This is a genomic window from Enterococcus sp. DIV1094 (assembly GCF_017316305.2).
Lineage (GTDB): Bacteria > Bacillota > Bacilli > Lactobacillales > Enterococcaceae > Enterococcus_B > Enterococcus_B mangumiae.
Window position 1 is genome coordinate 423,201 of the sequence record NZ_CP147250.1, and the last position, 26,630, is coordinate 449,830.

General features: G+C 34.0%; 21 protein-coding genes and 1 tRNA gene. 7 read left to right on the forward strand and 15 right to left on the reverse strand.

The window, feature by feature from the left end:
- Positions 1-3: 3 nt before the first annotated feature.
- The 4 genes from DOK79_RS01960 to DOK79_RS01975 all read right to left on the reverse strand — a co-directional run bounded on the left by DOK79_RS01960 (position 4) and on the right by DOK79_RS01975 (position 6,368).
- On the reverse strand, positions 4-1,839 hold the full coding sequence (locus DOK79_RS01960; protein WP_206858577.1) for a beta-glucoside-specific PTS transporter subunit IIABC: 1,836 nt from the start codon (positions 1,837-1,839) through the stop codon (positions 4-6).
- The gene (locus DOK79_RS01965) at positions 1,829-2,680 is read right to left on the reverse strand and encodes a PRD domain-containing protein (protein WP_206858575.1); all 852 of its coding nucleotides are present in this window, start codon (positions 2,678-2,680) and stop codon (positions 1,829-1,831) included. Before DOK79_RS01965 ends, DOK79_RS01960 begins: the two co-directional genes overlap by 11 nt.
- A 376-nt stretch (positions 2,681-3,056) precedes the next feature.
- Positions 3,057-3,260 carry a hypothetical protein gene (locus DOK79_RS01970; protein WP_206858562.1) on the reverse strand — a complete coding sequence of 68 codons (204 nt, stop codon included), beginning with the start codon at positions 3,258-3,260 and terminating at the stop codon, positions 3,057-3,059.
- Between the two features lie 420 nt (positions 3,261-3,680).
- Positions 3,681-6,368 carry an AAA domain-containing protein gene (locus DOK79_RS01975; protein ID WP_206858560.1) on the reverse strand — a complete coding sequence of 896 codons (2,688 nt, stop codon included), beginning with the start codon at positions 6,366-6,368 and terminating at the stop codon, positions 3,681-3,683.
- A 2,001-nt stretch (positions 6,369-8,369) separates the two neighbouring features.
- On the opposite strand from DOK79_RS01975, the gene DOK79_RS01980 reads away from it, so the two are divergent.
- Complete coding sequence (locus DOK79_RS01980) at positions 8,370-8,744, forward strand: hypothetical protein (RefSeq protein WP_062804789.1); 375 nt, start codon at positions 8,370-8,372, stop codon at positions 8,742-8,744.
- 47 nt (positions 8,745-8,791) lie between these two features.
- Complete coding sequence (locus DOK79_RS01985; protein WP_206859614.1) at positions 8,792-10,084, forward strand: D-serine ammonia-lyase; 1,293 nt, start codon at positions 8,792-8,794, stop codon at positions 10,082-10,084.
- A gap of 127 nt (positions 10,085-10,211) precedes the next feature.
- Here the strand turns inward: DOK79_RS01985 and DOK79_RS01990 are convergent, their stop codons facing one another.
- Positions 10,212-10,544 carry a hypothetical protein gene (locus DOK79_RS01990; protein ID WP_096081696.1) on the reverse strand — a complete coding sequence of 111 codons (333 nt, stop codon included), beginning with the start codon at positions 10,542-10,544 and terminating at the stop codon, positions 10,212-10,214.
- 324 nt (positions 10,545-10,868) lie between these two features.
- Between DOK79_RS01990 and DOK79_RS01995 the strand changes: the two genes are divergently transcribed.
- On the forward strand, positions 10,869-11,162 hold the full coding sequence (locus tag DOK79_RS01995; protein WP_206859615.1) for a hypothetical protein: 294 nt from the start codon (positions 10,869-10,871) through the stop codon (positions 11,160-11,162).
- Between the two features lie 755 nt (positions 11,163-11,917).
- Entirely contained in the window at positions 11,918-12,397 is a 480-nt protein-coding gene (locus tag DOK79_RS02000; RefSeq protein WP_206859617.1) for a hypothetical protein, read from the forward strand.
- Between the two features lie 175 nt (positions 12,398-12,572).
- Here the strand turns inward: DOK79_RS02000 and DOK79_RS02005 are convergent, their stop codons facing one another.
- Positions 12,573-12,995, reverse strand: a complete 423-nt coding sequence (locus DOK79_RS02005) for a hypothetical protein (protein WP_206859618.1) — start codon at positions 12,993-12,995, stop codon at positions 12,573-12,575.
- A gap of 384 nt (positions 12,996-13,379) precedes the next feature.
- Positions 13,380-13,526, reverse strand: coding sequence for a hypothetical protein (locus DOK79_RS02010; protein ID WP_206859619.1), 147 nt, complete (start codon positions 13,524-13,526; stop codon positions 13,380-13,382).
- A gap of 590 nt (positions 13,527-14,116) precedes the next feature.
- Between DOK79_RS02010 and DOK79_RS02015 the strand changes: the two genes are divergently transcribed.
- On the forward strand, positions 14,117-14,707 hold the full coding sequence (locus DOK79_RS02015; RefSeq protein ID WP_206859621.1) for a hypothetical protein: 591 nt from the start codon (positions 14,117-14,119) through the stop codon (positions 14,705-14,707).
- A 72-nt stretch (positions 14,708-14,779) separates the two neighbouring features.
- Here the strand turns inward: DOK79_RS02015 and DOK79_RS02020 are convergent.
- Positions 14,780-14,857 (reverse strand) — tRNA-Ile (locus DOK79_RS02020).
- A gap of 1,311 nt (positions 14,858-16,168) precedes the next feature.
- Between DOK79_RS02020 and DOK79_RS02025 the strand changes: the two genes are divergently transcribed.
- Entirely contained in the window at positions 16,169-17,464 is a 1,296-nt protein-coding gene (locus tag DOK79_RS02025; protein ID WP_206859623.1) for an ISL3 family transposase, read from the forward strand.
- 173 nt (positions 17,465-17,637) lie between these two features.
- On the forward strand, positions 17,638-18,933 hold the full coding sequence (locus DOK79_RS02030) for an ISL3 family transposase (RefSeq protein WP_206859623.1): 1,296 nt from the start codon (positions 17,638-17,640) through the stop codon (positions 18,931-18,933).
- A gap of 450 nt (positions 18,934-19,383) precedes the next feature.
- Here the strand turns inward: DOK79_RS02030 and DOK79_RS02035 are convergent, their stop codons facing one another.
- The 7 genes from DOK79_RS02035 to DOK79_RS02065 all read right to left on the reverse strand — a co-directional run bounded on the left by DOK79_RS02035 (position 19,384) and on the right by DOK79_RS02065 (position 26,630).
- A complete protein-coding gene (locus DOK79_RS02035; RefSeq protein ID WP_206859436.1) occupies positions 19,384-20,577 on the reverse strand; it encodes a Shedu immune nuclease family protein in 1,194 nt (397 codons plus the stop codon).
- Positions 20,578-20,851: 274 nt separating this feature from the next.
- Entirely contained in the window at positions 20,852-21,544 is a 693-nt protein-coding gene (locus tag DOK79_RS02040; protein ID WP_206859438.1) for a DUF3800 domain-containing protein, read from the reverse strand.
- A 118-nt stretch (positions 21,545-21,662) separates the two neighbouring features.
- Positions 21,663-22,556 (reverse strand): peptidoglycan recognition protein family protein, encoded by an 894-nt coding sequence (locus DOK79_RS02045; protein ID WP_206859439.1) that lies wholly within the window; start codon positions 22,554-22,556, stop codon positions 21,663-21,665.
- 69 nt (positions 22,557-22,625) lie between these two features.
- Complete coding sequence (locus DOK79_RS02050; RefSeq protein WP_023520194.1) at positions 22,626-22,883, reverse strand: holin; 258 nt, start codon at positions 22,881-22,883, stop codon at positions 22,626-22,628.
- A gap of 1 nt (position 22,884) precedes the next feature.
- Positions 22,885-23,118 carry a hypothetical protein gene (locus tag DOK79_RS02055; protein WP_206859441.1) on the reverse strand — a complete coding sequence of 78 codons (234 nt, stop codon included), beginning with the start codon at positions 23,116-23,118 and terminating at the stop codon, positions 22,885-22,887.
- 32 nt (positions 23,119-23,150) lie between these two features.
- Positions 23,151-24,770 (reverse strand): BppU family phage baseplate upper protein, encoded by a 1,620-nt coding sequence (locus DOK79_RS02060; protein WP_206859442.1) that lies wholly within the window; start codon positions 24,768-24,770, stop codon positions 23,151-23,153.
- A gap of 60 nt (positions 24,771-24,830) precedes the next feature.
- Complete coding sequence (locus DOK79_RS02065; RefSeq protein ID WP_206859443.1) at positions 24,831-26,630, reverse strand: BppU family phage baseplate upper protein; 1,800 nt, start codon at positions 26,628-26,630, stop codon at positions 24,831-24,833.

The following is a 26,630-nucleotide window of genomic DNA, read 5'->3' on the forward strand; positions in this document are numbered from 1 at the left end:
CTCCTAAATAATCACTGCTAACACTTGATTCGTACTTTCATCAGCCAACGGTACGACATCTAAAAAGTCTGCGCTATTCGTGACAACGACCATCACTGTTGGATCAAAACCAGCTGCTTGGATGGCAGAAAAATCAACTGTTGCCAACACATCGCCAGTCTTTACCTGATCGCCGACTTTTACATAACTAGTAAATCCTTTACCTTCAAGGTTCACTGTATCGACGCCCACATGGATCAATACTTCTACTCCATCTTCTGTCTTGATTCCATACGCATGTTTTGTGGGGAAAACTACGGTGACTTCTCCTGCGATCGGTGCAAAAATTTCGCCATTTTCTTCATCTGGAATCACTGCAAAACCCTTACCTAAAGCGCCTGAAGCAAACGCACTGTCTGAAACTTGACTCAACTGGATGACCTCACCTGAACTAACATTTTCCAGTGCGATTTGACCAGCTTTCGTCAGGGATTTTTCTTTTTCAGTTGCTTTATCTTCTTGTGGCATCCCCAGCCCATAAGCAACAGCTCCAGCTAGAAGAAATGCTGTGACGCATGAAATGATCATCCAAACAAAGTTTGCTGTTCCACCAATCAAGAAAGCGGGCAATCCCGCTAACCCCCAAGCCATGGTCCACGCTTTGACACCGGCTAATCCTGCAATCAAACCGCCAATTCCACCACCAACAATCACGGCGATAAACGGACGGCGGTATTTCAAGAAAACACCAAAAATAGCTGGTTCTGTGATTCCCATGACCGCTGAAAAACCAATCGTTCCAAATGTCGCTTTTTCTTTCTCTTTTTTCGTCTTCAAGAAATAACCAATCATCGCTCCAGCCACGGCAATATCTGAAATGGTAGCAGCTCCAGTGATCACAGGGTCATAGCCTAGTTCCGCAAAGAAAGTCAATCCGATTGGGAATAAGAAATTCGCAGCACCTAAGACGATCAAGAACGGTTGGAAAGCTGCATAAAGCATCACAACGATCCAATAGCCGATATTTTCAGACAACAATGTGAACACCCAAGAAATCCCTGAACCGATCCACATACCGACCGGCCCAAAAACGGTCAAGAGAACGGGCAATACGATCATCAAAGAAACAGCGGGAACAAAAAACAGCTGAATCGCTTTCGGCACTACTTTTTCTAACTGAGTAGTCACAAATTTCAACAAGGCGATCGCTAATAAAATCGGAATGAATGTATGAGAATAGTCAATCACAGGTAATTGATAGCCAAACAAACTTAACCCTTCCGCACCAGTAATATTTGAAGACATTACAGTCGTCGCTAAAACAGTAGCGACATACGGATTGACGTTCAATCTTCTAGCTGATGAAAAAGCAAAAAAGATCGGTAAGAAGGTGAAAATCGACGTTTGTAATGTCTGGAAAATTTGATACGTTGGACTTTCCGCCGAAACGATGCCCGTCAAAGAAAGCAAACTCAAAATCCCAGCAATCATCCCTGCCGCAATCAACACTTCGATAATTGAAGTCATTGATTCAGAAACGACCGACAACACTGCTGTTGGAATTTTCTTCCATGATAATTTTTCTTTCTCAGGAGTCACCTCACTTCCACTCCCTAAGCCTACCAATGACATAAATTCATTGTAGACTTCTGTGACATGCGTACCGATAATGACCTGGTACGCTACATCATTAGATACAACGTCAATCACGCCGTCTAGTTCTTTGATTTCTTCTGTTTTTGCTAAGTCGCGATTATTTAACGTCAAACGTAAACGTGTGACGCAATGGGCAGCAGCTACAATATTTTCTTTTCCGCCGACCAGTTCAATGATAGCTTTATTTAATTTTTCATATTTCATCTGTTTTTCCAATCCTTTCTGTTAGTCGATTGATGTGCATCATCAAATACGTTTCTTCATTCATGGAAATATCTGCTTTAAACTGGTGCTTGATATAGATTTTGATTTTTTGGACTGCTTTGAACGCTTCTGGATATAACTGACTGATTTGTTGATACAATAAAGAGATATTTCCTTCTGACTGTGCCAATTCACTTTTGATGATCCGCTGGATAAAGTATTGCAAATGTGTTGAGAACCGCATAAAATTCGTCGAAGATTCATCGATTTTAAATGTGTAGTGTTTTTCAATAATAGAGACAATATCACTCAATGTCTGCATCTCCAGTAACCGGTCAGATTTCTTATTGTCCCAAAAGTTGATGAAATGCAAAGCGATAGAAGCCGCTTCATCACTTGGAATACTGAGATTTTTTTCTTTCTCGATCATCTGAAGACTCTCCAGTGCGAGCTCAAAATGACGAGGATAAAACCTGCGAATATCCCAAATCAATGGACTTGCAATAAACTGATTCTTTTCAGCTCGTTCCAAAAGAAACTCTAAATGATCCAGTAATGTTAGTGTTAAGTAATCACTCACTTTGATGCCAAGTTTTTCCTCTGCATTTTCAATGATCCGACTAATCAAAAGAATGTCATTTGAATCAGACTTTGAAAGCAAGTAACTAAAATGCTCCAACATTTCATAAGAATCCAAAATATACATTTTTTCGATCTCGTCTTCTGAAACCTGTTGGCCTTTTTTCTTTCGAAAGCCGATACCTTTGGAAACAATAAAGACCTCATGTCCGCCCTTCTTGACCAATGCCACATTGTTGTTGATTATCTGTATTATTTTCACTTGCCCTATTCTCCTTTCCTAAAAAAAAGAACTCAAAAAAGATTTAAGGGCCGCTGCCTTAAAATCTTTTTTGAGTTCTGCCTGCATTGCAGTAACATACTCGCATTTAATACTGCCGCGTATTAAATGGGTTCTTCTTTTTATTGATGATATATAATTAATAATAAATGTGTTTCGCAGAAATGTCAACGCTTTCTTTACTGGTGCATAACAAAAAGGAATGATTATCAGCCATTTTTTTCTATTACACCATTGGTTGTTTCACCCATCTATTATTTGATTTATTTCATTAAAACAACTGCAGCAAGTCCTCATCTATAAGCACTTTCGTCAGGATTTTGCTCTTTTTTATGACAATATATCGCTTCGGAATTTCTCACTGTTCTTTTTGAAAAGTAGATGGTTTTCTCCTTTTTCTTTTTTCTTCACTATCTTCCAAAGAAGAAACAGATTTTTTGATTTTTTCTGTTTCTTTTAAAGTTCTTTGGATTTGTAAAGATTGATTTTCTTCAGGTAAATCAACATTATTTAAAATTTCACTGTCATAATAAAAGTTTGGTAAATTAATAAATTCTGGCATATACATCCCCATCTTTCTCATTTATTCTATAAATAAGTAGCAAGCCATTTATTTCCTAACTAATTGGAAACTACTTAAATTCAAATTTACATAAGTTCATTCTAAAAAGTTTATTTCCTCGTTTCGAAACCTTGCATAATAAACGTTCTATATGATAGATTATCAGAGAAATAATCTTGTATAATAAAACCATCATAAAATGTATGTTTAGCCTCATAATCGTTACTATTAAAGCAATTCTACAAAACCAAATAGCTTTGATTTAATCCTCATAATTCTATGTTGTAATAATTTCCTCTTATTATCTTTATTATTAATTTAAGAGTTATACTTTTTTAATCATTTCTGAAAATCGATTTAAAAATTTTGTTAAAATAAAGAGGAAACATCTTTTCTTAGACATCTCCTCATAGAATAAATTCATTCATTATTCTGAACGCTACTATTAATCATACATTCATTTAAAAATATTCTTGTTTTTCTCTCAATATTCCCCTCGATTGTCTTCAATCTAAGCAAAGAAATACCAGCTTTTACTAAAATATTATTTTTAAGTGTATCACGTTCTCGCTGAACTGAATTATCATGCTTCCCACCATCAACTTCAATCACGCCTATCGGATACTTACCAACCTTATAGTAAAGTACAAAATCACAACTCGCTTTTTGATTCATAAATTCTATTTCTCTTTCAGTAAAGGTGTTGTTTTTAATAGAAACAAGTTGTCTCACATCAATCTGTCTATGATGTGACAAAGAAGTAAATTCACTTTCTTTAAGTAAATCCCTTAGTATAGCAGCCATTATTTGCTCAGACTTAAAATTTGAATCTTTTAAATTCAATCGGTTATTTAATTTCTCTAGAGAACGATCGTATTCGTTATACAATAAATCAAATGCTGAAATTACTGGACTTTCATAGAAATATTCATCAGAGGCATAGTACTTCATATATCTAATTAAAGCTGCCAAGCTACTATTATTCCGTGTAAATACCTCATTTCCAGTAACTAAAGTAAACTTATTTATTGCCCTTGAGACAGCCACATTCACCAAGTGGGGATCCTCGACAAATTCTATAAATTTCTGATTCTTCTTTTTCTTGTCTAGCACTGTTGAAAAAATAACTTCTTTACATTCTCTACCCTGAAATTTATGAATAGTTGCTCTGGCAAACTCAGTTGGTAAATATTTTCCAGCTAAATCAACTTGGTCGTTATAGGGAGTAATAAATCCTATATCTTTTTCATCAGACCAACCAATCTCCATTAAAGATTCAATTTCTCGCAAATTAGCAAAATTACGTGTGTGATTTCCTTTTGAAGTAATAATCAGCGAAATCGAAGCTTCTCCCTTATCTAGCGTCATGGGAATTAATTGATTATTATAAAATTGTTGATTACAGAACTGGATAACCTTAGGATGACAACGATAATGTTCTTTCAATAAGGTTATAGGAACTTCTTCCTTAAACAATTGAATAAATGAATCTAGTAAACTATATTTACTACAATCATAATATTGTGACGGGCAAACAATCTCCGTTTTTGCAGGAATATGTGGAAGTTGCTTGCGATCTCCCACCACGATAATATTTTTTGCACAGCCTAAACTTAAAATTCCCGGAACTATATCTTGCTGTGAGGCCTCGTCAATAATGATATAGTCCAATATTGCTCCTTCTGCTATCGAGTTGATAATCGAATGGCTACTACTTCCAATAATAGGAAATCGTTTAAGAAATTTACTGAAATTTTTTCTATAATTATCCATAGTAAAATTTGAATTCATTGGAATTGATTTTGACAATTGTTGTTTGAGGTACTGCATTGATTTATTCGTTAAATCGTCTAGTAATTGCTTAAAATGATCTTTTTTCAATTCATTCTTATATTTTTGTAATTGTTGTTCTTTTTCATGTAGCATTTTTTCATAATAGTAGAACTGTAAGGAGTATGTAAAATTTACTCGTTCAGAGGAAGTTTCGATAAATTTAGTTCTAAAGATTTTAAATTCTAGCAATAAACGAAATCTTTCTTTGAAAGAGAATTTTTTTTGAGAGAGGTAATTCATATAAGCAAGTAAATCAGAACTCTTTTCTGGACTTAATTTGTATTTATGAACATCAACTAAATCGACATGTACATTTTCCTCATGCCATTCTTCAAGGTATTTTTTTTCAATAAGTAACTCGCTGATTTCTGCAGTCAACTGCGCTACTTTATTTTGTACAGCTAAACTTTTTTTTACTTTTGCTAATATAGTCGCAATTTCCTCCAAAGAAACACTGTCTGAATTCAAATCAAAAGATGGTACATCTGTCATTTCTTCAAAGAACTCTACTTTTTTTGTGGATCTTCCTAGTTTTGCAATCAGATAATCCAGATCTTTTTTCGCTAACTTTTCATAAACATTTTCAACAGCTGTATTATTATTTGAAACAATTGCAACTGATTTTTTATTTATTAAAATATTCGCAATTATATTCAAAATTGTTTGTGTTTTTCCTGTACCGGGAGGGCCTTCAATCACACTAATTTGAGAAGAAAATGCATTTTCAATGGCTTCCAATTGGCTCTCATTGATTCCAAACGGGAAAATAAATTTCTCCAAAGATTCCCTAATCTCGTTCTTACCATAACAATAAGCATGCAAAGCTGTTCCTTTATAGGGTGTAATTTTATTCAATTGTCTCTCGATATTTTCATACATAAGCAGGTCTTCTGAACTTGCAAGTCGAACGCGCTCTTTTACAATATCAGTAAAATAAGAAAATATATTTTCATTTTTTAAATCAGAACGATCAATAATACTTACATTATCCAACTTCATAATATATTTTTTTTGATCATTCGGATAGTTTACAACCACATATTTCCCACCATATGTAGTAGCGTGATCTATTGTTTGGTAAATATCTTTTTCTCTAGATAAAAGTCCGGATTGGATCTCCTTTATAGGGGTGATTTTACATATATCTAAAGGTTTTGTAAAAGACTTCCCTGATGGAAAATCCACAGTTACCATCAATTTATTCCCTTTATTCCATAATCTCCAGTCTGTTATTTGATTCGTTTTATCTTGCCCGTTCATATATATTGAAAACATTCCATACCGCCTCAATTTTAATTTATATATTATCGAATAAAAAGAACGATAGATAATAAAATTCAAATTCTATCTAATATCGTGATAATTGCGAAAAATTTGATTATACCAATCTATTTATGTGTAAGTCTAAAATGAAAATAAGCACTAGATTCTATACTTAAAAATATAAGATACATTAAATTTTACATTTATAACTATTCATCCTTATACAGAACAATTTCTTTACCAAAGTTTATCAGAAGTATCAAACAATATATTAATAACATCATAAAATATAGTTTTGATATCATAATCGTTTAATTCCTTGTATTTGTTCTTTTAAATACAAGATAAAAAAATTCGGAATAGAATTTTCTTCTTCTTCCGTTTTTCACTTGCTTGAACTCATCCATCCTTATTAACAAAAAGCCAAAATGTTGGGATAGCTCTTATGTAAAAAAATGCAAAAGAAAAAGGCTTACGCCCTTTACCAAAAAACTATGCGGAGTGTTTCTCTCTACGCCATGCGATTGCAATGTTGTTCAGTCACACATTCTGCAATACCGTACCAGGCGGAGCGACCGCTGGCATATTGCAGCTTTACGAGATGTGGTCAGGCATGACAGCCTACAAATTCCACAGGGGCATTCGGTATATTTTGATTATGATTAGTATCAACATATACCGCCTTCTGCTACTCTCACGCGTTTCTTGTCTTATAGATTATTTCTAATCACTTCACGGCGAAGGACTTCTTTGGATGTTTCCATCAGTGTGAAATGCCAATCCCTTAGCAAATCTCTTCACGGAGAGGCTAAGTCTTGTCAACTTAGCTTTCTATTGTCGTCCCGACAAGTTCGCTACCTTACATTTGGTCACACTTTGCACACGTTCTTTGCGTTCCAATGCTTTTACACTGGCTTTCCTCTTGTTACCAAGAATACTCACTTGATACGCAACAGTATCCCATTACGACATCAACAACGACTTATTCCCAAACGTTCCTTGACGAGTTGCTTAAACTCTTATACACAAGGTTCTGCATTAGTTTTTTGATAAAAAGAATAAACCTTTTAATATTTTCAGAAAAAATTTTTTCCCATATATTTAACTGACATCAACTGATATCATTCTTTCTTAACTTTATCATGAGTTTTAAAAATTTTCGTTCCTTAAATTTAAAAAAATGGAAAAAAGTGGGACAATCATCAGATATTTTCTGATAATCGTTCCACACTCTTTCACTTGATTGAACGTATCCGCAGTCCTTATTGACAAAGAGACCGGATAATTCATTTACTTACCCAACTGACCCTTCCATCTCATAACTAAATATATATAGGTAGTGTCAATTGATTTCAATTTAATAAAAGTCCCTATTTAACAGTATTTTTTATGCCAAAACAGAAAATACGTTCCCCTGAATTTACTTGCTTTTATATTTTTTTGTGGCAAATTTGTGGCAAAAATAATGTTATTGATTTCATTTTAAGTCACTATGACTACATGCCTTTGCCGTAGTCAAGAAACATTGGTGGCTGTTTTAGTCCAACAAAAATACCCGCTCGAAAAGAGCGGGCTACCTTAGGATAAAGAATGTTCTGAATGTGGATACTTACATTTTACTATCTTTTTAAATTTAGATTCAAATAATATGTTCGTTTATGTAATCCGCTCCAAAGAGCGGGTTGTGAAAAAGCAATGTTGTTAGGTGATACAATAAGGTTACTATCATTTTAATTATTATTCAACTGTTTTGGTTTTCAGTGGTTGTATCTATTTTTTAAAAGACAATCACTCTGAAAAGTAGCTATCTCATTGAAAATTAAGACCTTCGAAATAAGTAAATTGTCTTAAGCTATAACAATTCTAGTGACTCTCAAATGAAGCTTTCCAATCATACATACCTCTTTATCTTTTAATTCCTTACGAAAATGTAATGAATAAATCGGACAAAAAAATGGTTAGAAAAAAATTTTTTATAGATAATTAAATGTATCAAAATTAGGAGGTATTTATATGCCAATACTCAAATCTGCTAATCCTTTAAAAGCAATCTCTTTATTAGTAATCGGTGCTCTTGGCACAGCTATATCGGTATTGCACATCACTTGTATCTATATCTTTCATATGGGTGTTGCAGATCCGAACATCCCTCTGTTTAGATTTTTTGAAAAATTTGCTTCTGCTACTTCATCTATCCTTCACATTTCTTCCGACAATCTTTATTTATCATCTCTCTCGTTATTTATCATTTTTTCAATTATTGGATTATTTTTCAATATCTTCACTAATAATAATAAATTGATTTCCATTTGGATTTTAGGAATAAATTTACTTTTTTCTCTCCCTACACTCTTTTATTTCTTCGTTGCATGGGGGATGAATCAGTAATTCTTCCATTGTTAGCACAAATTAAGAAATAGAAAGAGGGTTCCAAAATGACTAATAAAACAGATCGTTTATTAATTGCATTGCAGTCATATCAAGAAGTTTGCTGGATAAATCCAAATTTTGGAGAAAGAAAAACTTCATGTTTTACCATAAATGATGTGATAGACGCTTCTAAAAGGCTACAAAGGTTTGCTCCATACATTGCTAAAGTTTTTCCTGAGACTAAAGCTACTGGTGGTATCATCGAGTCAGAATTAGTTGAGATTCCTAACATGTTGGATAAAATAAAAGAAAAAGAACATTTCGAAACAAACAGTAAACTATATTTTAAATGTGACAATAATCTCCCTGTATCTGGTTCAATTAAAGCCAGAGGTGGAATCTATGAAGTTTTGACGTTTGCTGAAAAAGTTGCGCTGGATTCTGGAAAACTAACAATTGATAGTAATTATGCTATTCTAGCAAATGATGAATTCAAAAATATTTTTTCTAATTATTCAATCGCTGTGGGTTCTACAGGGAATTTAGGTCTTAGTGTCGGAATCATGGGAGCAAAGTTAGGGTTTCAGACGACTGTCCACATGTCTAATGAAGCAAAAAGCTGGAAAAAGCGTTTGTTGAGAGAAATAGGCGTTGTTGTCAAAGAGTACGAAGGTGATTTTAGCAAAGCTGTAGCTTTAGGGCGAGCAGAAACAGTAAACAAATTCCACAGTTATTTCATCGATGATGAAGCTTCAAAAGATTTATTTCTAGGATACTCTGTAGCTGCACTGAGACTACAAACTCAATTAAAAGAAAAAAATATTGAAGTATCTGAAGATCATCCTCTATATGTCCATCTTCCTTGTGGTGTAGGTGGTAGTCCAGGTGGAATTGCCTTTGGATTGTCCTGCATTTTTGGTGATGCTGTAAAAATATTTTTTGTAGAACCTACTCACGCTCCGTCAATGTTACTTGGCCTGTACACAGGATTACACGACAAAATTTCAGTGCAAGATATTGCAATCGATGGTAAGACAGCTGCTGATGGATTAGCCGTCGGGCGCCCCTCACATTTAGTCGGCAAGATCATAGAACCGATTTTATATGCTAGTTCTACTGTTCAAGATGAAAGATTATATCAATATCTAACATTGCTTGCGGATAGTGAAAACATCTATGTGGAACCTTCATCCGCTGCTGGGATTGCATCATTTGTGAATATAAATCGAGCATTCGCATTGAAAAAAACTTGGATAAAGTCTGGCACACACATAATTTGGGGAACGGGTGGTAATATGGTTCCAGAAGAAGAAATGGCTCAATATTACAAAAAAGGATTGTCTTTACTTAATTTCTAATTATGTAACAATAACAGCAAGTTCAAGTCATTAATCTCGCTAAAAGAACATCGATAACAAAAATACTCAGTTATCGATGTTCTTTTTTTTACGGCAATGCTGGGTTACTAGATCATCGCAGGCTAATCTAGCTTACATTTGCTAGATTATTATGATTTGATTCTTTGTTCGTAATATTTGGTTTTTTTCTATTTTGAGAATTGCTTTCATTTTTTGGTTTTACTTTTTGGCTCTTCTTTTCTTTACTATCACTTGACTGTTTATTCTCCTGTTCATTTCTCTTGTTATTAGATTTTTCTTTTTTCTTAGTACCATTTGTGTCACTACTTTGTTTTTTTCTAGGGATCTGTTGTGATTGCTTTGGCGAATGGCTCTTTGGCTTTTCCGACGCTTTAGGACCACACGCTGCAAAACTAACTGTTGCTAAAATTCCTAGACATGCTAATAAAAATTTCTTCATATTGACCACTCCTATCATTTTTTTGGTACACTTAGAGTGTATTAAAAAGAATAAATTAAACGATGTCTATTTGCTTAAGTCATCAATAAGAAGCGCTTACAGTATTGTCACAACATTTTTTAATCATCCATAGATACGTTTAAATGATTAAGATTATTTCAATTTAGTACGCTGTAGAGTAAAAAAAAATTAACATTTTTACAAAACATGAACTTTTTATGAGCTTTTTTTAGTTTTAAACAATTTTCCTAAATTTGGTTTTTTCTAACCAAAATGATTTATTCGCTCTAAACTTTTACAAAGAAAAATGAGGAGGTTATTGTATTGAACGCTAATCGATTAAATACTTCGTCTACACCGATCATCTTATTTTTTATCGGTGGATTAGGTACTCTGTTTTCTTTTTTTAATCTAGCTGATTTTCTAGTTTTTGATGTAGGAATATTAGAACCATCGATACCAATATATGTCTATAATTTTTATCATATCTTATCCGTATCTGCTTCTAACCTTTTATTTTTTTCAGCCAATCAAATATATTTAGCCCTAATTGTTCTTACAATCACGATTCCAGTTATTATGCTCTTAATAAATATTAAACAAAATAATTTAAAATAAGATTCAATATTTTTACTCCTATTAAATCTAATTTTTTCACTTCTAATTATTTACCTACTATTTTTCTTTAAATAAGTGGTCCAATTGACATTATATTTTCTGTAAAACTAACTATATTATTATAAAAAAAATACCTACTCCAAAGAGTAGGTATTAAAAAAACCGTATGGTTAGGATTGTATAATTCTTTTGTTGTCTAAAATACGTATAATATAATTAGTAAAGAGAGTATTGATATGCATGCTATCCCACTTCCCCCAAAAGTTTTTAGCTATTGATACTCTCTTTTTATAATGGCACCTACATGTATTTTAAGGCTAACCTAATAAAAATGCAAACGCTTGATACGTGTTTAGAAATTCTTAACATTTAACTAATCTCGCGTTAGAAAATAATTCTAATCACGAAGATTAGGTTCTGATGAACATTTTTATTTGATAACAAAAATTACCTTAATCACAGCATATATATGCTGTGATTAATATAAAAAGGTATACACATTCTTCTAATTTATATCTTTTATTCTATTATTGTATAATCAAATTTTAATTTATTAAATAAAGAACAAAAAGCTTTGTGAATCTGTAAAATCAGTATATTATATATGGAATCACCCTATATAAATCATATGTAAACGTTATATAAAATTAAAATACATTCATTATTTTTGTTATCATTAGATAATTATTGTAGTTTGGTCTACCCTAATAATAGAGAAGCGCTTCTCTAAATTATATTACGAAAGGTAGATTACAATGAAAAAATTTATTTCTTTAAGTTTATCAGCACTTGCTCTATCTTCTTTTCTTGTATTCAATGCTACTCATGCTAATGCAGCAGAAAATAATTATGAAAACAACTATAATTTGAATATAAGAAGTATGATTTCTATTGAATCTCAACAAGGATTTAGTCCTTTTTCAGACGCCTTCCAACCTAATATTATAAATTTTAACCAAGTAACTAATAGATTTGACTTTAGATATGGGATTAATCCTATAAATCCTGGGATCCATCATTTTGATAGAAACACCTTAACTGGTGTCACTTCTCGAGGAGATCATGTATTACTTAATAATGGTCAAATTGAGGGAGGTTCTATAGTATTTGATGTTGTTCATCAAGTTACAATTCCTAATTTTAGAGATTTTGAATATTTCAGAATAGATGTATCGTACAGAGATGCTCTATGGAATCAGAGAAGAGAAGCTTCAATGACTTTTCGAATTAATTAGCGATACTTTAGCACACCATCTCATAGAGGCGGTGTGTTAATTTTTTAAGATTTTTTAAGTTCATTTTTACTAATAAGCGAGTTACTGAATAATACAGAAAAAAGACCCACTCCGGAGAATGGGCTGTAAAAAAACATTATTGATTTAGTGATCGTATAAGTTTTCTCCCATAGTCTTACTTAGTTAAGGTATAATTGATCCCATGGATAGTAACATTTCTAATCGTACTTGGCCATCCTTTACTATTCCACTTTCCGCTATTTGCTTGTTTTTCTATTTGTGCTGCGCCCTGACCATAAAATTTTGCTTGGTTTTTGTTATACCACGGATCATTGTGGGGATTCGGACTTAGTTGATATCTATGCTTCCCCGGATTAATTTCGTATCCCCTGTTTGTTCCACCAAAAGATGCTTCCATCCATTTATAAGTATTACCTTCTATTTTCATAGAACCTGTGATTATAAACGGTTCAACATCTCGTACTTCTTCGTAACTAGTTGGTGTTTGAGTTTGCGCTTCTACCTTATTAACGCTCTCGAAAAGACTACCACCTAAGAAAACGCTTAAACCCAGGAAAATAAATAAATATTTTTTCATATAAACCTCTCCTATCTTTATTTTTTGCTGACATCATTTTTTTAGTATCGATACTTTTTTATAACAATACCCACTGTTAGTTTAAGGGTGGCCTAAAATTATTGCAAACGCTTACTGTTTATTTAAGAATTCTTAATCTTTGATTAATTCTAATCAAAAAAAAGACCCACTCCGGAGAGCGGGTGGATATAAAAAAAAACTAATCAATGGTTTCAAGGACACTTTTAGATTACTATGATTTTATTTATTGTTCAAGTCATGTGCTTTTCTTATCGCTTGTTCTCTTATAATGGTTAGGTGCCGATTGAAGATTTGAGCGAGTTACTACAATCGATTAAAAAACAAAAATTTCCTATCTAACTAAGGACAGGACTTCTAGTATTTTTATTTTTTTGTTCTTTGCTTACTACGCTGATTACTTTTCTTCACTGCTTTTGCAGCAACAACGCTTGATAACAAACCGTCACCCATTACTTTATCTGTAGCCTTTTTGGTAACTTTGTACTTCACTGCCGATTTTAGAATACTCAATAGCACGCACCTCCTCTTATACATTCAAATAATATGATAGATTTAAGAATTTTATATGAAATTTGAGATAATTTAACCATAAGTTGTAAAATATTGTTATATGATTTGAGTTGATTTTTTCTTGATTTTTATTCTATACTTTTTTAAGTTTCACGAGGTTTACAACCGATTGGATAATTCATCAGAAAAAACTTGATGTTGATCAATCGAATTGAAGCGTATTCACGATGTGTTGTATACTATTTTCGCTATTAATATTAGACTTTGCAATCATGGGTACTTGGTTAATACCTGCACTTCCTTATATTTATGAATCTTCAAAAATTGACGATGACTATTTGGAAGTATTGTTTTTATTTATTGTTCAAGTCATGTACTTTTTGATCAGAGAAAAACTAGCTATATTATCAATGGCTAGGTTTTGATTCGGAATACAAACGAGTTGCTACAATTAATTGAAGAACGTAAAAAAGACCTCTTCCACGATTGATGGGCGAGTTTCTTTTTGTTCAATATTTATTCTTCCTTGCTACCATTTCATTTGATATGATAATTTTGTAACGGAAATTATTATGGAATGAGGAATAAAAATGAAAAAGTTTAGTTGGTTAGTTTTATCTGGGGTATTTCTACTGATGTTGTCGAGTTGTTCAACTAATAAGAAAGACGACAGCTCTGAAACATCTTCTACTTTAAGTTCAACAACCTCTGAAAATACACAAACTACTGAGACAACAAGCATTGAAGAAACAACTTCTACTGAACCAGTTCAAACTACTGTCCAAAATACAACTACTTCGACTACTGTCGTGCAAGAAGAAAGTTATGAAGAAATGAAACAACGTACGCTAAATTCTACGCATGCTGAAAGAGCGAGTTGGAGCGATGAAGAATGGGAAGCTTTTGGAATGGCATTGTACGAAAATGGATTAGCTTTAGACGATGCTGGCAACATCATTACTCAAGCTGAAGCTGAACAACAGGCTACTGCAACACAAGCAGCTCAATCTGCAGAACCATCAACTTTGACAGAATTCATCAATAAATATGGGATGTCTCCAGTTGCCTATAAAATGCAATATGAAGGCATGAGCGAAGAAGAAGCTTTACAAAGCACACCAAATGATATGAAATCCTCTGGAGAAATACAAAGAGGATTTATAGAGTACGGTATTCAATAAATCGTCCAATAATAAAATTTATATTATAGAACATAAAACCTCGCTCACGATAAATGAGCGAGGTTTTTTATATGTACCCTGTAGGACTCGAACCTACGACCGGACAGTTATTAACTCGCCATATGCTCTGCCTAACTGAGCTAAGGGTACAAATTATTGTCAAAAGAGTCGTCAAAACTATTATCTGGTAGATAATTTATTTATTGTGGTAACAAGCTTCTTGCCACTATTACTTCAATATATATAATCGTAAATATAAATAATGAAATAGTTATAGCCAAATTGTATCGAATAATTTTTGTTATTGTCAATGTCACAGATTATTCCTTAATCTAAATTTACAAACACTCATACATTCTTCATTCTTATTACATCCCAATAGTAGTGAGAAGCAAACGGGAGTTCATGTAGATATAATAAAAAAAACGATTATTTATCAATCCTAGAGATGTCGATTTAGTATAAGCTGTTGCTTATTCACTTTAGATTATTTAAATCGAATCAGATTCACTTAGACAAAAAAACACCCGCTCATATAAGAGCGGGCTACCTTAGGATAAAGAATGTCTGATGTGGATACTTAAATCTTACTATCATTTTACTTTAGGTTCAAATAATATGTTTTTTTATGTATACCACTCAGAAGAGTGGCACGGACGTTAACATATGAATATATATGGTCAAGTTCACATTACTAGAGTTTGACCCCGCATTCAAGTAATACGCTTTCCTTGCTGTTTAAAACACATGTGATAGAATCATAAAAAGAGTACCAATGCGCACGCTGAAAACTTCCCCAAGTTTTTAAAACTTTGTCCATTGGTACTCTTTTTTTAGAATGATTCCTATTCACACCTTATGGGTAACCAGTGATTATTGCAAGTACCTTGTCTTAATCTGAGAATTCTTAAACTTTGATCGAATCTTATTTTAAACAAAAAAATACCCGCTCATAAAGAGCGGGCCACTAAAGGATTCAATCCGCATTAGTGAAGCTAAGTAAAGCTTACTACCATTTCAGGCTATGTTCAAATAATATGTTCTTTTATGGACCCCGCTCCAAAGAGCGGGATGTAAAAAAAGCAATGTTGTTAGGGTGATACAATAAGATTACTATCTTTTTATCTATTATTCAACTGATATAATCATTTTGCTGCCTAAAATACGTATGATATAATTATTAAAGAGAGTATCGATATACCCACTATACACTTCCCCCAAGAAGTTTTTAGTTGTCGATACTCTCTTTTTATGATGGCGCCTACGGGTAGTTTAAGCCTGGTCTAAAATTATTGCAAGCGCTTTTCTTTTGTTTAAGAATTCTGGCTCTATAATAAAGTGGACTGATGAATCAATTCTGATTCGTCAGTCCACTTTTTCTTTTTGGGTATTAAAAAACATATCGTTCTCTAGTATGATTAAATCACCACAAAATAAACAACTGAGAGGACGATATGCTCTATGGAAAATTCTATCAAAAAAATGCTCCGATTAACAGATAAATATTTAACCATCCAAGATGTTTCTTACGAAACGTTCCATCAAACCAATACTTTAGTTATTGACGCAGTGTTAGCTCCTCCTACTTCTGCTTGTTTGACTTGTGGCTCTGCCGTGAGAGATTCGAAGGGGAAAACGGTCATTGTCAAAAATGGCAAGAAAATGACCTGCATTCGTTTCGATCAATTCAACCATTTACCGCTAATCATGCGGCTGAAGAAACAACGTTATCACTGTAGAAACTGCCATACCCATTGGACAGCCCAAAGCTATTTTGTTCGGCCAAATCATTCGATTGCCGAGCATGTAAAAATGAAAATCATTGCTTTACTCACCGAAAAGGTCTCCTTATCTTTTATCGCAAAGCATTGCCAGGTGTCTATTCCAACGGTGACGCGTATTTTGAAGTCGTTAAAAACCTATTTACCAAAACAAGCCAAGCGCCACCTGCCCAAAGTATTGATGGTCGATGAATTTCGTTCCCATGTATCCTCAGAAGATAAGATGAGTTTTATTTGTGCCGATGGGGAAACCGGGCAATTAGTTGATATCTTACCCACTCGAAAATTGTCTCGGTTGACCACTTATTTCCAGACATGTGTGAATCCATCTGACGTCGACTATTTAGTTACTGATATGAATGCGGCGTATTTTCAACTAACAAAAAAAGTATTTCCTCATGCCAAACTGGTCATTGATCGTTTTCATGTGATCAAACACATGAATCAAGCGTTCCAAGATTTTCGTGTCCGTGAAATGAAACGCCTGATTGCTTCGGGCAATCGGACAATGCCAAGGAAATTAAAAAGCCATTGGCGCTTACTCACCAAAAATCGGAAGAATATCAACCACACAGAATATAAAACTTGGCGTAGCTTTCGTGCCCCAAAGTATCCTTACCTGACAGAAGCCATGGTGCTTGACCGTTTATTAAGTGCTTCAACTGCCTTGAAAGTCGCCTATCAAGCGTTCCATGAACTAGCGGATGCCTTTCGTGACAAAGACCACGAGTCATTTTTCACTCTCTTGCATCAGTTACCAGAAACATTAGATAAAGAATTTCGGCTAAAACTACAAAATCTTCTGAGCTATGAAGAAGGGATTCGTCATTCTTTGATTTATCCTTACTCTAATGGGAAAATTGAAGCAAAAAACACCCACATCAAAACACTCAAACGAGTGTCTTATGGCTTTAAATCATTTGAGAACATGCGCATCCGAATCTTTTTGACGAATCAAGTCATTCACGTCAAATAACGAAGAAAATCCGGAGAAGAAGTGTTCACTTCTTCTGGCTCTATAATAAAGTGGACTGATGAATCAATTCTGATTCGTCAGTCCACTTTTTCTTTTTGGGTATTAAAAAACATATCGTTCTCTAGTATGATTAAATCACCACAAAATAAACAACTGAGAGGACGATATGCTCTATGGAAAATTCTATCAAAAAAATGCTCCGATTAACAGATAAATATTTAACCATCCAAGATGTTTCTTACGAAACGTTCCATCAAACCAATACTTTAGTTATTGACGCAGTGTTAGCTCCTCCTACTTCTGCTTGTTTGACTTGTGGCTCTGCCGTGAGAGATTCGAAGGGGAAAACGGTCATTGTCAAAAATGGCAAGAAAATGACCTGCATTCGTTTCGATCAATTCAACCATTTACCGCTAATCATGCGGCTGAAGAAACAACGTTATCACTGTAGAAACTGCCATACCCATTGGACAGCCCAAAGCTATTTTGTTCGGCCAAATCATTCGATTGCCGAGCATGTAAAAATGAAAATCATTGCTTTACTCACCGAAAAGGTCTCCTTATCTTTTATCGCAAAGCATTGCCAGGTGTCTATTCCAACGGTGACGCGTATTTTGAAGTCGTTAAAAACCTATTTACCAAAACAAGCCAAGCGCCACCTGCCCAAAGTATTGATGGTCGATGAATTTCGTTCCCATGTATCCTCAGAAGATAAGATGAGTTTTATTTGTGCCGATGGGGAAACCGGGCAATTAGTTGATATCTTACCCACTCGAAAATTGTCTCGGTTGACCACTTATTTCCAGACATGTGTGAATCCATCTGACGTCGACTATTTAGTTACTGATATGAATGCGGCGTATTTTCAACTAACAAAAAAAGTATTTCCTCATGCCAAACTGGTCATTGATCGTTTTCATGTGATCAAACACATGAATCAAGCGTTCCAAGATTTTCGTGTCCGTGAAATGAAACGCCTGATTGCTTCGGGCAATCGGACAATGCCAAGGAAATTAAAAAGCCATTGGCGCTTACTCACCAAAAATCGGAAGAATATCAACCACACAGAATATAAAACTTGGCGTAGCTTTCGTGCCCCAAAGTATCCTTACCTGACAGAAGCCATGGTGCTTGACCGTTTATTAAGTGCTTCAACTGCCTTGAAAGTCGCCTATCAAGCGTTCCATGAACTAGCGGATGCCTTTCGTGACAAAGACCACGAGTCATTTTTCACTCTCTTGCATCAGTTACCAGAAACATTAGATAAAGAATTTCGGCTAAAACTACAAAATCTTCTGAGCTATGAAGAAGGGATTCGTCATTCTTTGATTTATCCTTACTCTAATGGGAAAATTGAAGCAAAAAACACCCACATCAAAACACTCAAACGAGTGTCTTATGGCTTTAAATCATTTGAGAACATGCGCATCCGAATCTTTTTGACGAATCAAGTCATTCACGTCAAATAACGAAGAAAATCCGGAGAAGAAGTGTTCACTTCTTCTTCCGGATTTCACTTGATTGCACTCATCAGTCCTTATTGACAAAGAGCCCTTCTTCTTCCGGATTTCACTTGATTGCACTCATCAGTCCTTATTGACAAAGAGCCAGAATTCTTAAACTTTGATTAATTCTAATCAAAAAAGACCCACTCCGAAGAGTGGGCGGGTATTAAAAAACGAATTCTTAGTACTGAGGATAAATTAAGGGTACTATGATTTTATTTATTGTTCAAGTCATGTGCTTTTTTGATCAGAGAAAAACTCGCTATATTATCAATGGTTAGGCCTTGATTCGAAATATAAACGAGTTGCTAAAATTAATTGACGAACGTAAAAAAGGACCTATTCATAATTAGATGGATAAGTCCTTTTTAGAATTTAAAATATTTTTGTAGTTTAATTTAGATACGCAACAATCTATATTGTTTTATATTCAAATTTCTTTAATAAAGAGTCTAGTCGATGAACTAAATCATCATAAGAAATAATATCAGCAATATGTTTATACTTTCTTCTTAAAATTTCAAAATCTCTTAGTTGATCTGCATTTAATTTGTTTGATCTCCCTAAAATAATTATTCCCCTAGGATTTCTTATATAAATGTCAAGTTCCTCTTGAGTTTGATTAAATATTTTGTTCTTTATTAGTTTCTCAGAATTTTTTGCAGTTCTACATAGGTGATAAATATATTTTTCTATCTGCATTAATGTGCCTGTTAGTTCTTTAGAAGCATAATAGTTATTTCTATATTGAGTTTTTGTCATTATAGGAATATTATATGATTTTTTTATTTCAGCTATGTCTATATTTCCGTTTACATCAATAAAAATAAAATCAGGTCTTTTATCACCCTCATCAGTTTTTATGACTGGTTCTTCAACAACTGATTGATACATTGGAAAAATAAGAGTAAGAATCTTTGCAATTTCATTTTGCCAATCTTTTTCTGAATAAATAGTTTCATTTTCTAACATTTTTACCAGTTTATTTTTTATATATAGATACTTTAAGTATTCGTTTTCTGCTATTTCTTTTTCTGTTATTATATCTTTATGATCTGTAATAAAAGTGTTCTTATTTTTCTTTGACATATAATTTTCGTAGACAATATGATTTTCTTTTTTAGTTAATAAATAATCTTGTATTAGAACCCCAATTCTCATATAAGAATATAGATACAATTCATGTTTATTTGGAAATTTTTTTATTAATTCTTCAAAAATATTTTCAGGTAAATTTCCGTTTTTACCACCTATAAATAAATCTTCATCGAGTATATCATCTATTTTTTTCATTATAGATATATTTTCATGCGCTACGAAATAAGATATATCCGTCTTCATATCTTCATAAATAAAAATATTGTGTTCTATTCCTAATACTTTATTATTTAAATGATAATAGTCTCCATCTTTTTTTCCAATTTCAAATTCAATAGAATTTTCCTTATCTTCTAATATCTCATTATTTGAGATGGTAAACGTTCTTTTTACAGTATAAGAGCCATCCTGATTTATTTTTTCAAAAATAAAGGATGTATTCTCTGCGTATGGGGTATATTCACAAATCAAATTTTCATGATTTTTCGCTACTTTCAACACATTTGCCACTATCTTCACTTCTTTTCAATGTATTTTATACATTATAATTTTTAAAGTAAGATTCCTAAGATTGTCCACTATCTTTATTAAACTAATAAAAATATATATTCAATAAAAAAACCACTCTGATAAGAGTGGCCCACAGAGTACGGCGTACTTCCATTACGCTTAATAGCTATTATCGTATCTCCCGTGTCGGCAGTATAGAATAGTTCTATCTGTAACCATATCATAAATCAGTCAACAAATAAATGCAAGTATATTACAAATAAAAATATAACTTTTATGGCAATCTTAAACATGAATGCTGAGGCATATTTCTCATCCCAGGATCATTAATTTTAAAGGATGTCCATAATCTATTTGCCAAAATATCGCTAGCTTGAATTAAGTAGTTACATTTAGAATCACAATAACTAACTTCCACTTCAAGAGCTCCATGCCAAATTGGTTCATAAAATACTCCATAATTAAAATTGTGTATTCCATTCTTCAATTCTTCATAAACAGATTCTTCAAAATTGTAGTAACCATTGCTTGCTGTTGCTTGTTCATCAACACATATAAATAACTTTAAATTTCCCTCAGGATCTAATAAACCTTTATTAATAAATAAGTTTATTTTTTCCTTGACTAACCTTTTCAGTACATAGTCCTTATATCTATGTATTGATTTCTTATTATCCAAAATACTATCTTGTACTCTGCTTATATCCACACTTAGGCCCATACTATGTTCATTTTTTAAAACTCGGTATAACTCATACTTATCTTTTCTCTCTAATACGCAAGCTTTCAATTCTCCGTTTATCATTTTTTGTTTTTTTATCCTTTTAACCACGCCCTTGTATTTTCTTTTCGCAATTTCTTTGCTCTCTTTATTAAAGAAAGCATACCCCGCATATACAAAAAATCTGTTAGGTGCTTTCCTATGTAAAACTCCTGAATCATCAAAAAACAAATATACTTCTTGCATGGACCTAGTCTCCGATCAAATTGTCATAATATCATTTTACAATCTTTATAAAAATTACACAACCTAACAGTTGCTATATACTAATTATGTATCCCCCTCAAAACGAGGGGATATTTTTTTATCGCTTAGGAATAGTCAAAACATACTCTGGAAAACGAATATCCACTGTTTGTCCATTGATCGTATTTCCGTTCGAATCATTTGTTCGTCGTAACATCGGAAAGACTCTTTTCCCTGCAAATTTACGGATATCTAGTGTGCCATCCAAACCAAATCGCAGGCCGCTAGGTAATCCATAGGCTGCATTCACATCATCTCTAATAATACCGGCTGAGCGACAACGTCCAATTTCAACATCCGGATTGTCGGCTTCCATCCAGAAGACATATCCTTGATTTAAATGAGCTGCACCGTTGATAGGCACTAACCAAGCACCAATTCGAAAAATACCAAGAGATAGCTCATTAAACACTTCTAACTTACCTACATAATTACCAACGGTTTTTGGTGGGCTCGCTAAAATAATTTGATCATGTGTTAAGTTATTCCCCGCTCGTAATCGTTCACGAACCGTATTCATATTGATACCCGGACAGATATTCGAGGCATGACCGCTGAATTCGTTATGACCTAATACATCATTGACGGATAAACCAAAACGTTGCATCGCCGCCTTTGCTCGTTCTTCAAATGCTTTTTCTTGTTCAGCTGTAAATGAACTATTCCCAACAAGGCAAATATGGTAAGTTGGTGTATTATGTCCGCCCACACCATTTGTCACATCATTATCGAAGTAACACCATTGAACGGTACCATCGCGTAAAATGATTTCATGATACCCACCTGTCCCCCAGCCTAATGTGCCATTCCAATGATTCTGAAATGCCCAAACGTCTCCAGTAGGTGTTGCGGAATGGTGACGAGCAATTTTAGTTACTTGAGAAACATTTCTTTTGGCATTGGTTGGTCCTAAAATTCTTGAATCGCCTCTTAAATCTTGGATTTTTGTCATAATCAATTCCTCCTAATTTTTTATATAAAAAAAACAGCCCTTTGGCTGTGTTTTTCCTTTGCTAATTTGTCATTCTTCCGACTGAATAACACTGTTTCCTAAATCAAATAATCCACCAGCGGCTAATCCTGAAACAGCTCCGGCCCATGCGTAAATCGCTAAATCTTGTGGTGCTAGGGTCACTGCGTATAAAACACCTAACAAAATACCCGCAATCACATTGATCACGGGCAAGAGTTTGTAATCCTTCATTTGTGTTTTAATTAACCCCGTGACACCGACGACTAGCGGTGTAATAATACTTGCAGCAGCTAAGATTTCTGTCATTTTATTTTCTCTCCTTTCCAATTTGCTTAAAAATAGATCTGATTTGTTCTTCGATAATTGAAAGCCGATTGCCATACTCAGCCTGGCTTTTTTCTACCCGGATGATCGTATTTTCTAATTTTCCTAACGTGTGATCAAGTTTCGTGAACATCGCATAAAATTTCGCCACGCCCACCATCAACGATCCACCGAGTGTTAGGATCGCGATCCATTCTCCGATTGTAATCCCCTCCATAAGTACCCTCCTATTCTTTTTTAACTAATAAATTAGTCAGAAATACGTTCGTTAATATATTCCGGTGTGACATCCCAGCTATAATCATTTGGGTTACTACTATCTTTCAAACCTTCACCAAAATATTTATATTCCGAAATATTTGGAGTGGCTATATCACCTTTTTCTATTTTTAATGATTCAATCGTTGCTTGCCCCATTGTAGCCTGAGGAAACTGATAAATTTGTAACGTACTAGGGGAAACACTCCCATTCAAGTTCACTTCTGAAGGAGTGAATGCCAGTCGCCAAGTATCCGCAACTCCTTCTACTATTTCCATGTCCCCAATATTAGAGGTACTATTCGGACCAGTCGTGTATACCCTAAATGATTGCGGACCTAATTTGGTCCCTTTCAAAGTTAAGGTATATGTTTGGTCAGCAATAAATGGTTCAATCATTTCAGCAGAATAAACTAAATACTGTCGACTACTTATCGGGAAATTTTGTTCTTTGTTTGCTAGATTTTCGTTCAAGGAAATCTTCGACATCTGATACGGTTCAACAAGTAGATTGGGTTGATAAGGTGTAGCAATCGATCCTTCTTCTACCTTTATATTTCGAAGAGAGATTTTCCCTTTAATTCGACTCGAGGCTGTAACATCTTGTAAGACTACATACCATTGTTGAGGCAGTGTCGTAGCATAAGTTGCTATTTGCGTACCCTTGATTGTCTGCCAGCTATTAGTAGAGGTAGGTGTTGGTCTATCTGTAGCCAACATAACCTGTCCCCCAGGCAAATAATTAGTAGTTAATCGAATATTAGAGGCATCTCCCTCTATACCTTCGTGCAGCATAATCTCGGCGCTAATTGTGTATCTCTTTCCATTTTGAAGAGCAGGTAAGCGCATGCTTGTATTAAATTTAGTTAGTTGCGCAGATCCGTCCAATATGAAAATGATCTCGCCATCTGGTCCATCTTCAACTGTAGCTCCATTTCCCGATGTAAAATGAGCAGCTGTAATCTTTGGTAATAAATTGGCATTCCCTGAATAGTCATAATTCCCAAAATCAATACTGTTTGAGTACATCTTTTTAAGTTTTCCGAGTTCACCAATTTTTTGATTTGTCTCATTTACTTTATCTTCAATTTTTTCTACTTTTTGCTGTAATTGAAATAATTGTTCATTTGATTTATCGATAACTTCTTTCACAGCTTCGCGTAGATCCTCAAATCTTTTCACGTAAAACGACGCCATCTCATCAAGCTTTTGATCAATCCATGATTCTTGAAACTGAGTGCTAAACACTGGGTAATCCAGCGATTGTCCATTATGAAATTCTACATAAACATAAACCAAGACCTGACCAGAATAGGCGTACATATAGTTGGGCAACATTACACTTACCTTACCTTGTTTAGCGTCTTCAATTGCGACCGATCCGTCGGCACTTTCTAACAAAAATGAACAATCAGCGTTCACAAAGTAAAAGCCTAAAATAACATTTGTTTCAGACAGGTCCAGCGGTTCTCCTTCTAATTGGAAGTTGATCACTTTTTTTGCCACGTGTTGATCATAAGTGAAAAATTCCGTATTGGTTGGTATTGGAGAAACACGTTCGTCAGTCGTTTTATTTAGAGTAATCTCACTCGTTATATAGAGTTCTTCCATCTTACATCTCCTTTCAAATCTTATTTTGTAAAACCTATTATTCTTTCTCAACATTTATCCTTATGCTGTTAGAACTTCTTTAATATATACTTGATCAACGCCCCATGCATTCACTGAGCTGGTCGTAAAATTAGTTTCTGTCACAAGCGTTACTCGATCGCCGGCATTAAATTTTCTTGCCATGAACCATCCAACATCATTCCGCCAATTTAACGTTCCTGCTATACCAGCTACACGCCAGTCACTAGCTCCGTTCACACGCATTCCAAGATAAGCATAATAGCTGGCATTGTTCGTTTGGCATGTAAATTTCCCTGTGAATTGGAGTGTACAATCTTTTAAAATCGTTAAGGTTTTAGTATCTTCAGATAATGAAAAAAAATTATTATTTTTGGAACGATTATTATCATAAGCATACGGTCTACCCCAATTTAAAACAGTGCCATTTGAAACAGGCACTCCTGCTAATCGTCCACCATTTAACGTAATACCAAAGGTTTCTTGGGCTAAGCTATTACCATTGTGTAAAGGGCGTTCAAGGAAGTTCTTCCTCCCTTTAATTTCTTGAGGTTCCGCTGTATTCACATAATTCTCCGCCCTCATTTCCTCTATCCAAGGCGAAATTGTTCCATCTTTTAATGTCAATCTGCGTGCTGCAAACTGCATATCTTTGTCCGAATAAACAAATTGAATACTATCCGCCGATTGTTGTCCCGCTTCTTTACCTGGAACTGAAGTAACAATAATTCCACTCTCTTTCAAGTTTTCGGGTAATTGGTCATAGTCTGTCATCAACTTAGATTCCTCTATACTTAAGGAAAACGTTCCACTAAATTTCGATAATATTAGATATGATGTCGGCGTCGGCGTTAAATTATTTAGACTTAATGATCGACCATTATCAGCTGTCAATTTTACTCGCTGAAATTGAGAGGCTGTTTTCTCAATCTCATCTAGTTGGTCTTGAACTTTCTCTAAAGAGTCTGCTGCATTACTGGCTATTACATCAATCTCTTTTTTTGCATTAGTAGCCGTATCATTTAACGAATTTTTAATCGAAGTTGACTCTTTCGCTAAGTCTTCTTTCGCAGCTGTTACTTTCTTATCTATTGTTTGATCAGCTTGTGTTACTTTTTGTTGAATATTATTTTCATAGGAATGCATTAATTTTTCAAGATTATTTATTTCTGCGTCGATTATCGCTAATCGTTGTATCAGATCATCTTTTATCCTATCTCCTACTTCTTCTGTGATTTTATCTATTTCCAAACTCTGGATTTCTTGTTGAATTTTTTCTAAATCATCTAATATTTCTTTCAGTTGTTCCCAAGCTGGTTCCTTCATTAACTCTTCGACTTGTGTGTTCAACTCATCTAACGTTTCCTTGGACGCTTCTCTTACATAAGATAATTCTTTCTCTTGAATTTGTCTGATTTCTTCAATCAACTTATTGAATTCAACGATAATTAATTCTGCTTCTGGTGCTGTCATGTCAACAGTGCCTAAAACTTGCAATGAAAAATCTTGTGTGGTCGCTTTTTGATTCTGCTGAATGATAGAAAAATGAGCTAGATGATAAAAACCAATATGATCAAAACCATTTTTTGGAAATGTGTAGGTAAATCTTCCTGAGGGAGCGTCTATTGAAGAAACGCCATCTGTATTAGAGATCCTCGAACCACTGGGCGTCATACCTTCGAACTTTATCGTTGTGTTCGCTAAATTAAAAGGTTGCCCCTTATTAAAGATATGGACACGTACATTATTCATTCCATTGTCACCTATGCGTCCATAAATAATCGGGTTTACTCGATAGTCAATTGTCGTTTTAGCGATGTCTAAATATAGATCATATTTCAT

Coding starts and splice junctions, on each gene's coding strand:
- DOK79_RS02040 (WP_206859438.1), bottom strand. CDS start 21,544: ATGCAAGAAGTATATTTGTTTTTTGATGATTCAGGAGTTTTACATAGG.
- DOK79_RS02050 (WP_023520194.1), bottom strand. CDS start 22,883: ATGACAGAAATCTTAGCTGCTGCAAGTATTATTACACCGCTAGTCGTC.
- DOK79_RS02015 (WP_206859621.1), top strand. CDS start 14,117: ATGAAAAAGTTTAGTTGGTTAGTTTTATCTGGGGTATTTCTACTGATG.
- DOK79_RS02055 (WP_206859441.1), bottom strand. CDS start 23,118: ATGGAGGGGATTACAATCGGAGAATGGATCGCGATCCTAACACTCGGT.
- DOK79_RS02025 (WP_206859623.1), top strand. CDS start 16,169: ATGGAAAATTCTATCAAAAAAATGCTCCGATTAACAGATAAATATTTA.
- DOK79_RS02000 (WP_206859617.1), top strand. CDS start 11,918: ATGAAAAAATTTATTTCTTTAAGTTTATCAGCACTTGCTCTATCTTCT.
- DOK79_RS02005 (WP_206859618.1), bottom strand. CDS start 12,995: ATGAAAAAATATTTATTTATTTTCCTGGGTTTAAGCGTTTTCTTAGGT.
- DOK79_RS02065 (WP_206859443.1), bottom strand. CDS start 26,630: ATGAAATATGATCTATATTTAGACATCGCTAAAACGACAATTGACTAT.
- DOK79_RS01975 (WP_206858560.1), bottom strand. CDS start 6,368: ATGTTTTCAATATATATGAACGGGCAAGATAAAACGAATCAAATAACA.
- DOK79_RS02060 (WP_206859442.1), bottom strand. CDS start 24,770: ATGGAAGAACTCTATATAACGAGTGAGATTACTCTAAATAAAACGACT.
- DOK79_RS01980 (WP_062804789.1), top strand. CDS start 8,370: ATGCCAATACTCAAATCTGCTAATCCTTTAAAAGCAATCTCTTTATTA.
- DOK79_RS02045 (WP_206859439.1), bottom strand. CDS start 22,556: ATGACAAAAATCCAAGATTTAAGAGGCGATTCAAGAATTTTAGGACCA.
- DOK79_RS02030 (WP_206859623.1), top strand. CDS start 17,638: ATGGAAAATTCTATCAAAAAAATGCTCCGATTAACAGATAAATATTTA.
- DOK79_RS01960 (WP_206858577.1), bottom strand. CDS start 1,839: ATGAAATATGAAAAATTAAATAAAGCTATCATTGAACTGGTCGGCGGA.
- DOK79_RS01990 (WP_096081696.1), bottom strand. CDS start 10,544: ATGAAGAAATTTTTATTAGCATGTCTAGGAATTTTAGCAACAGTTAGT.
- DOK79_RS01970 (WP_206858562.1), bottom strand. CDS start 3,260: ATGCCAGAATTTATTAATTTACCAAACTTTTATTATGACAGTGAAATT.
- DOK79_RS01985 (WP_206859614.1), top strand. CDS start 8,792: ATGACTAATAAAACAGATCGTTTATTAATTGCATTGCAGTCATATCAA.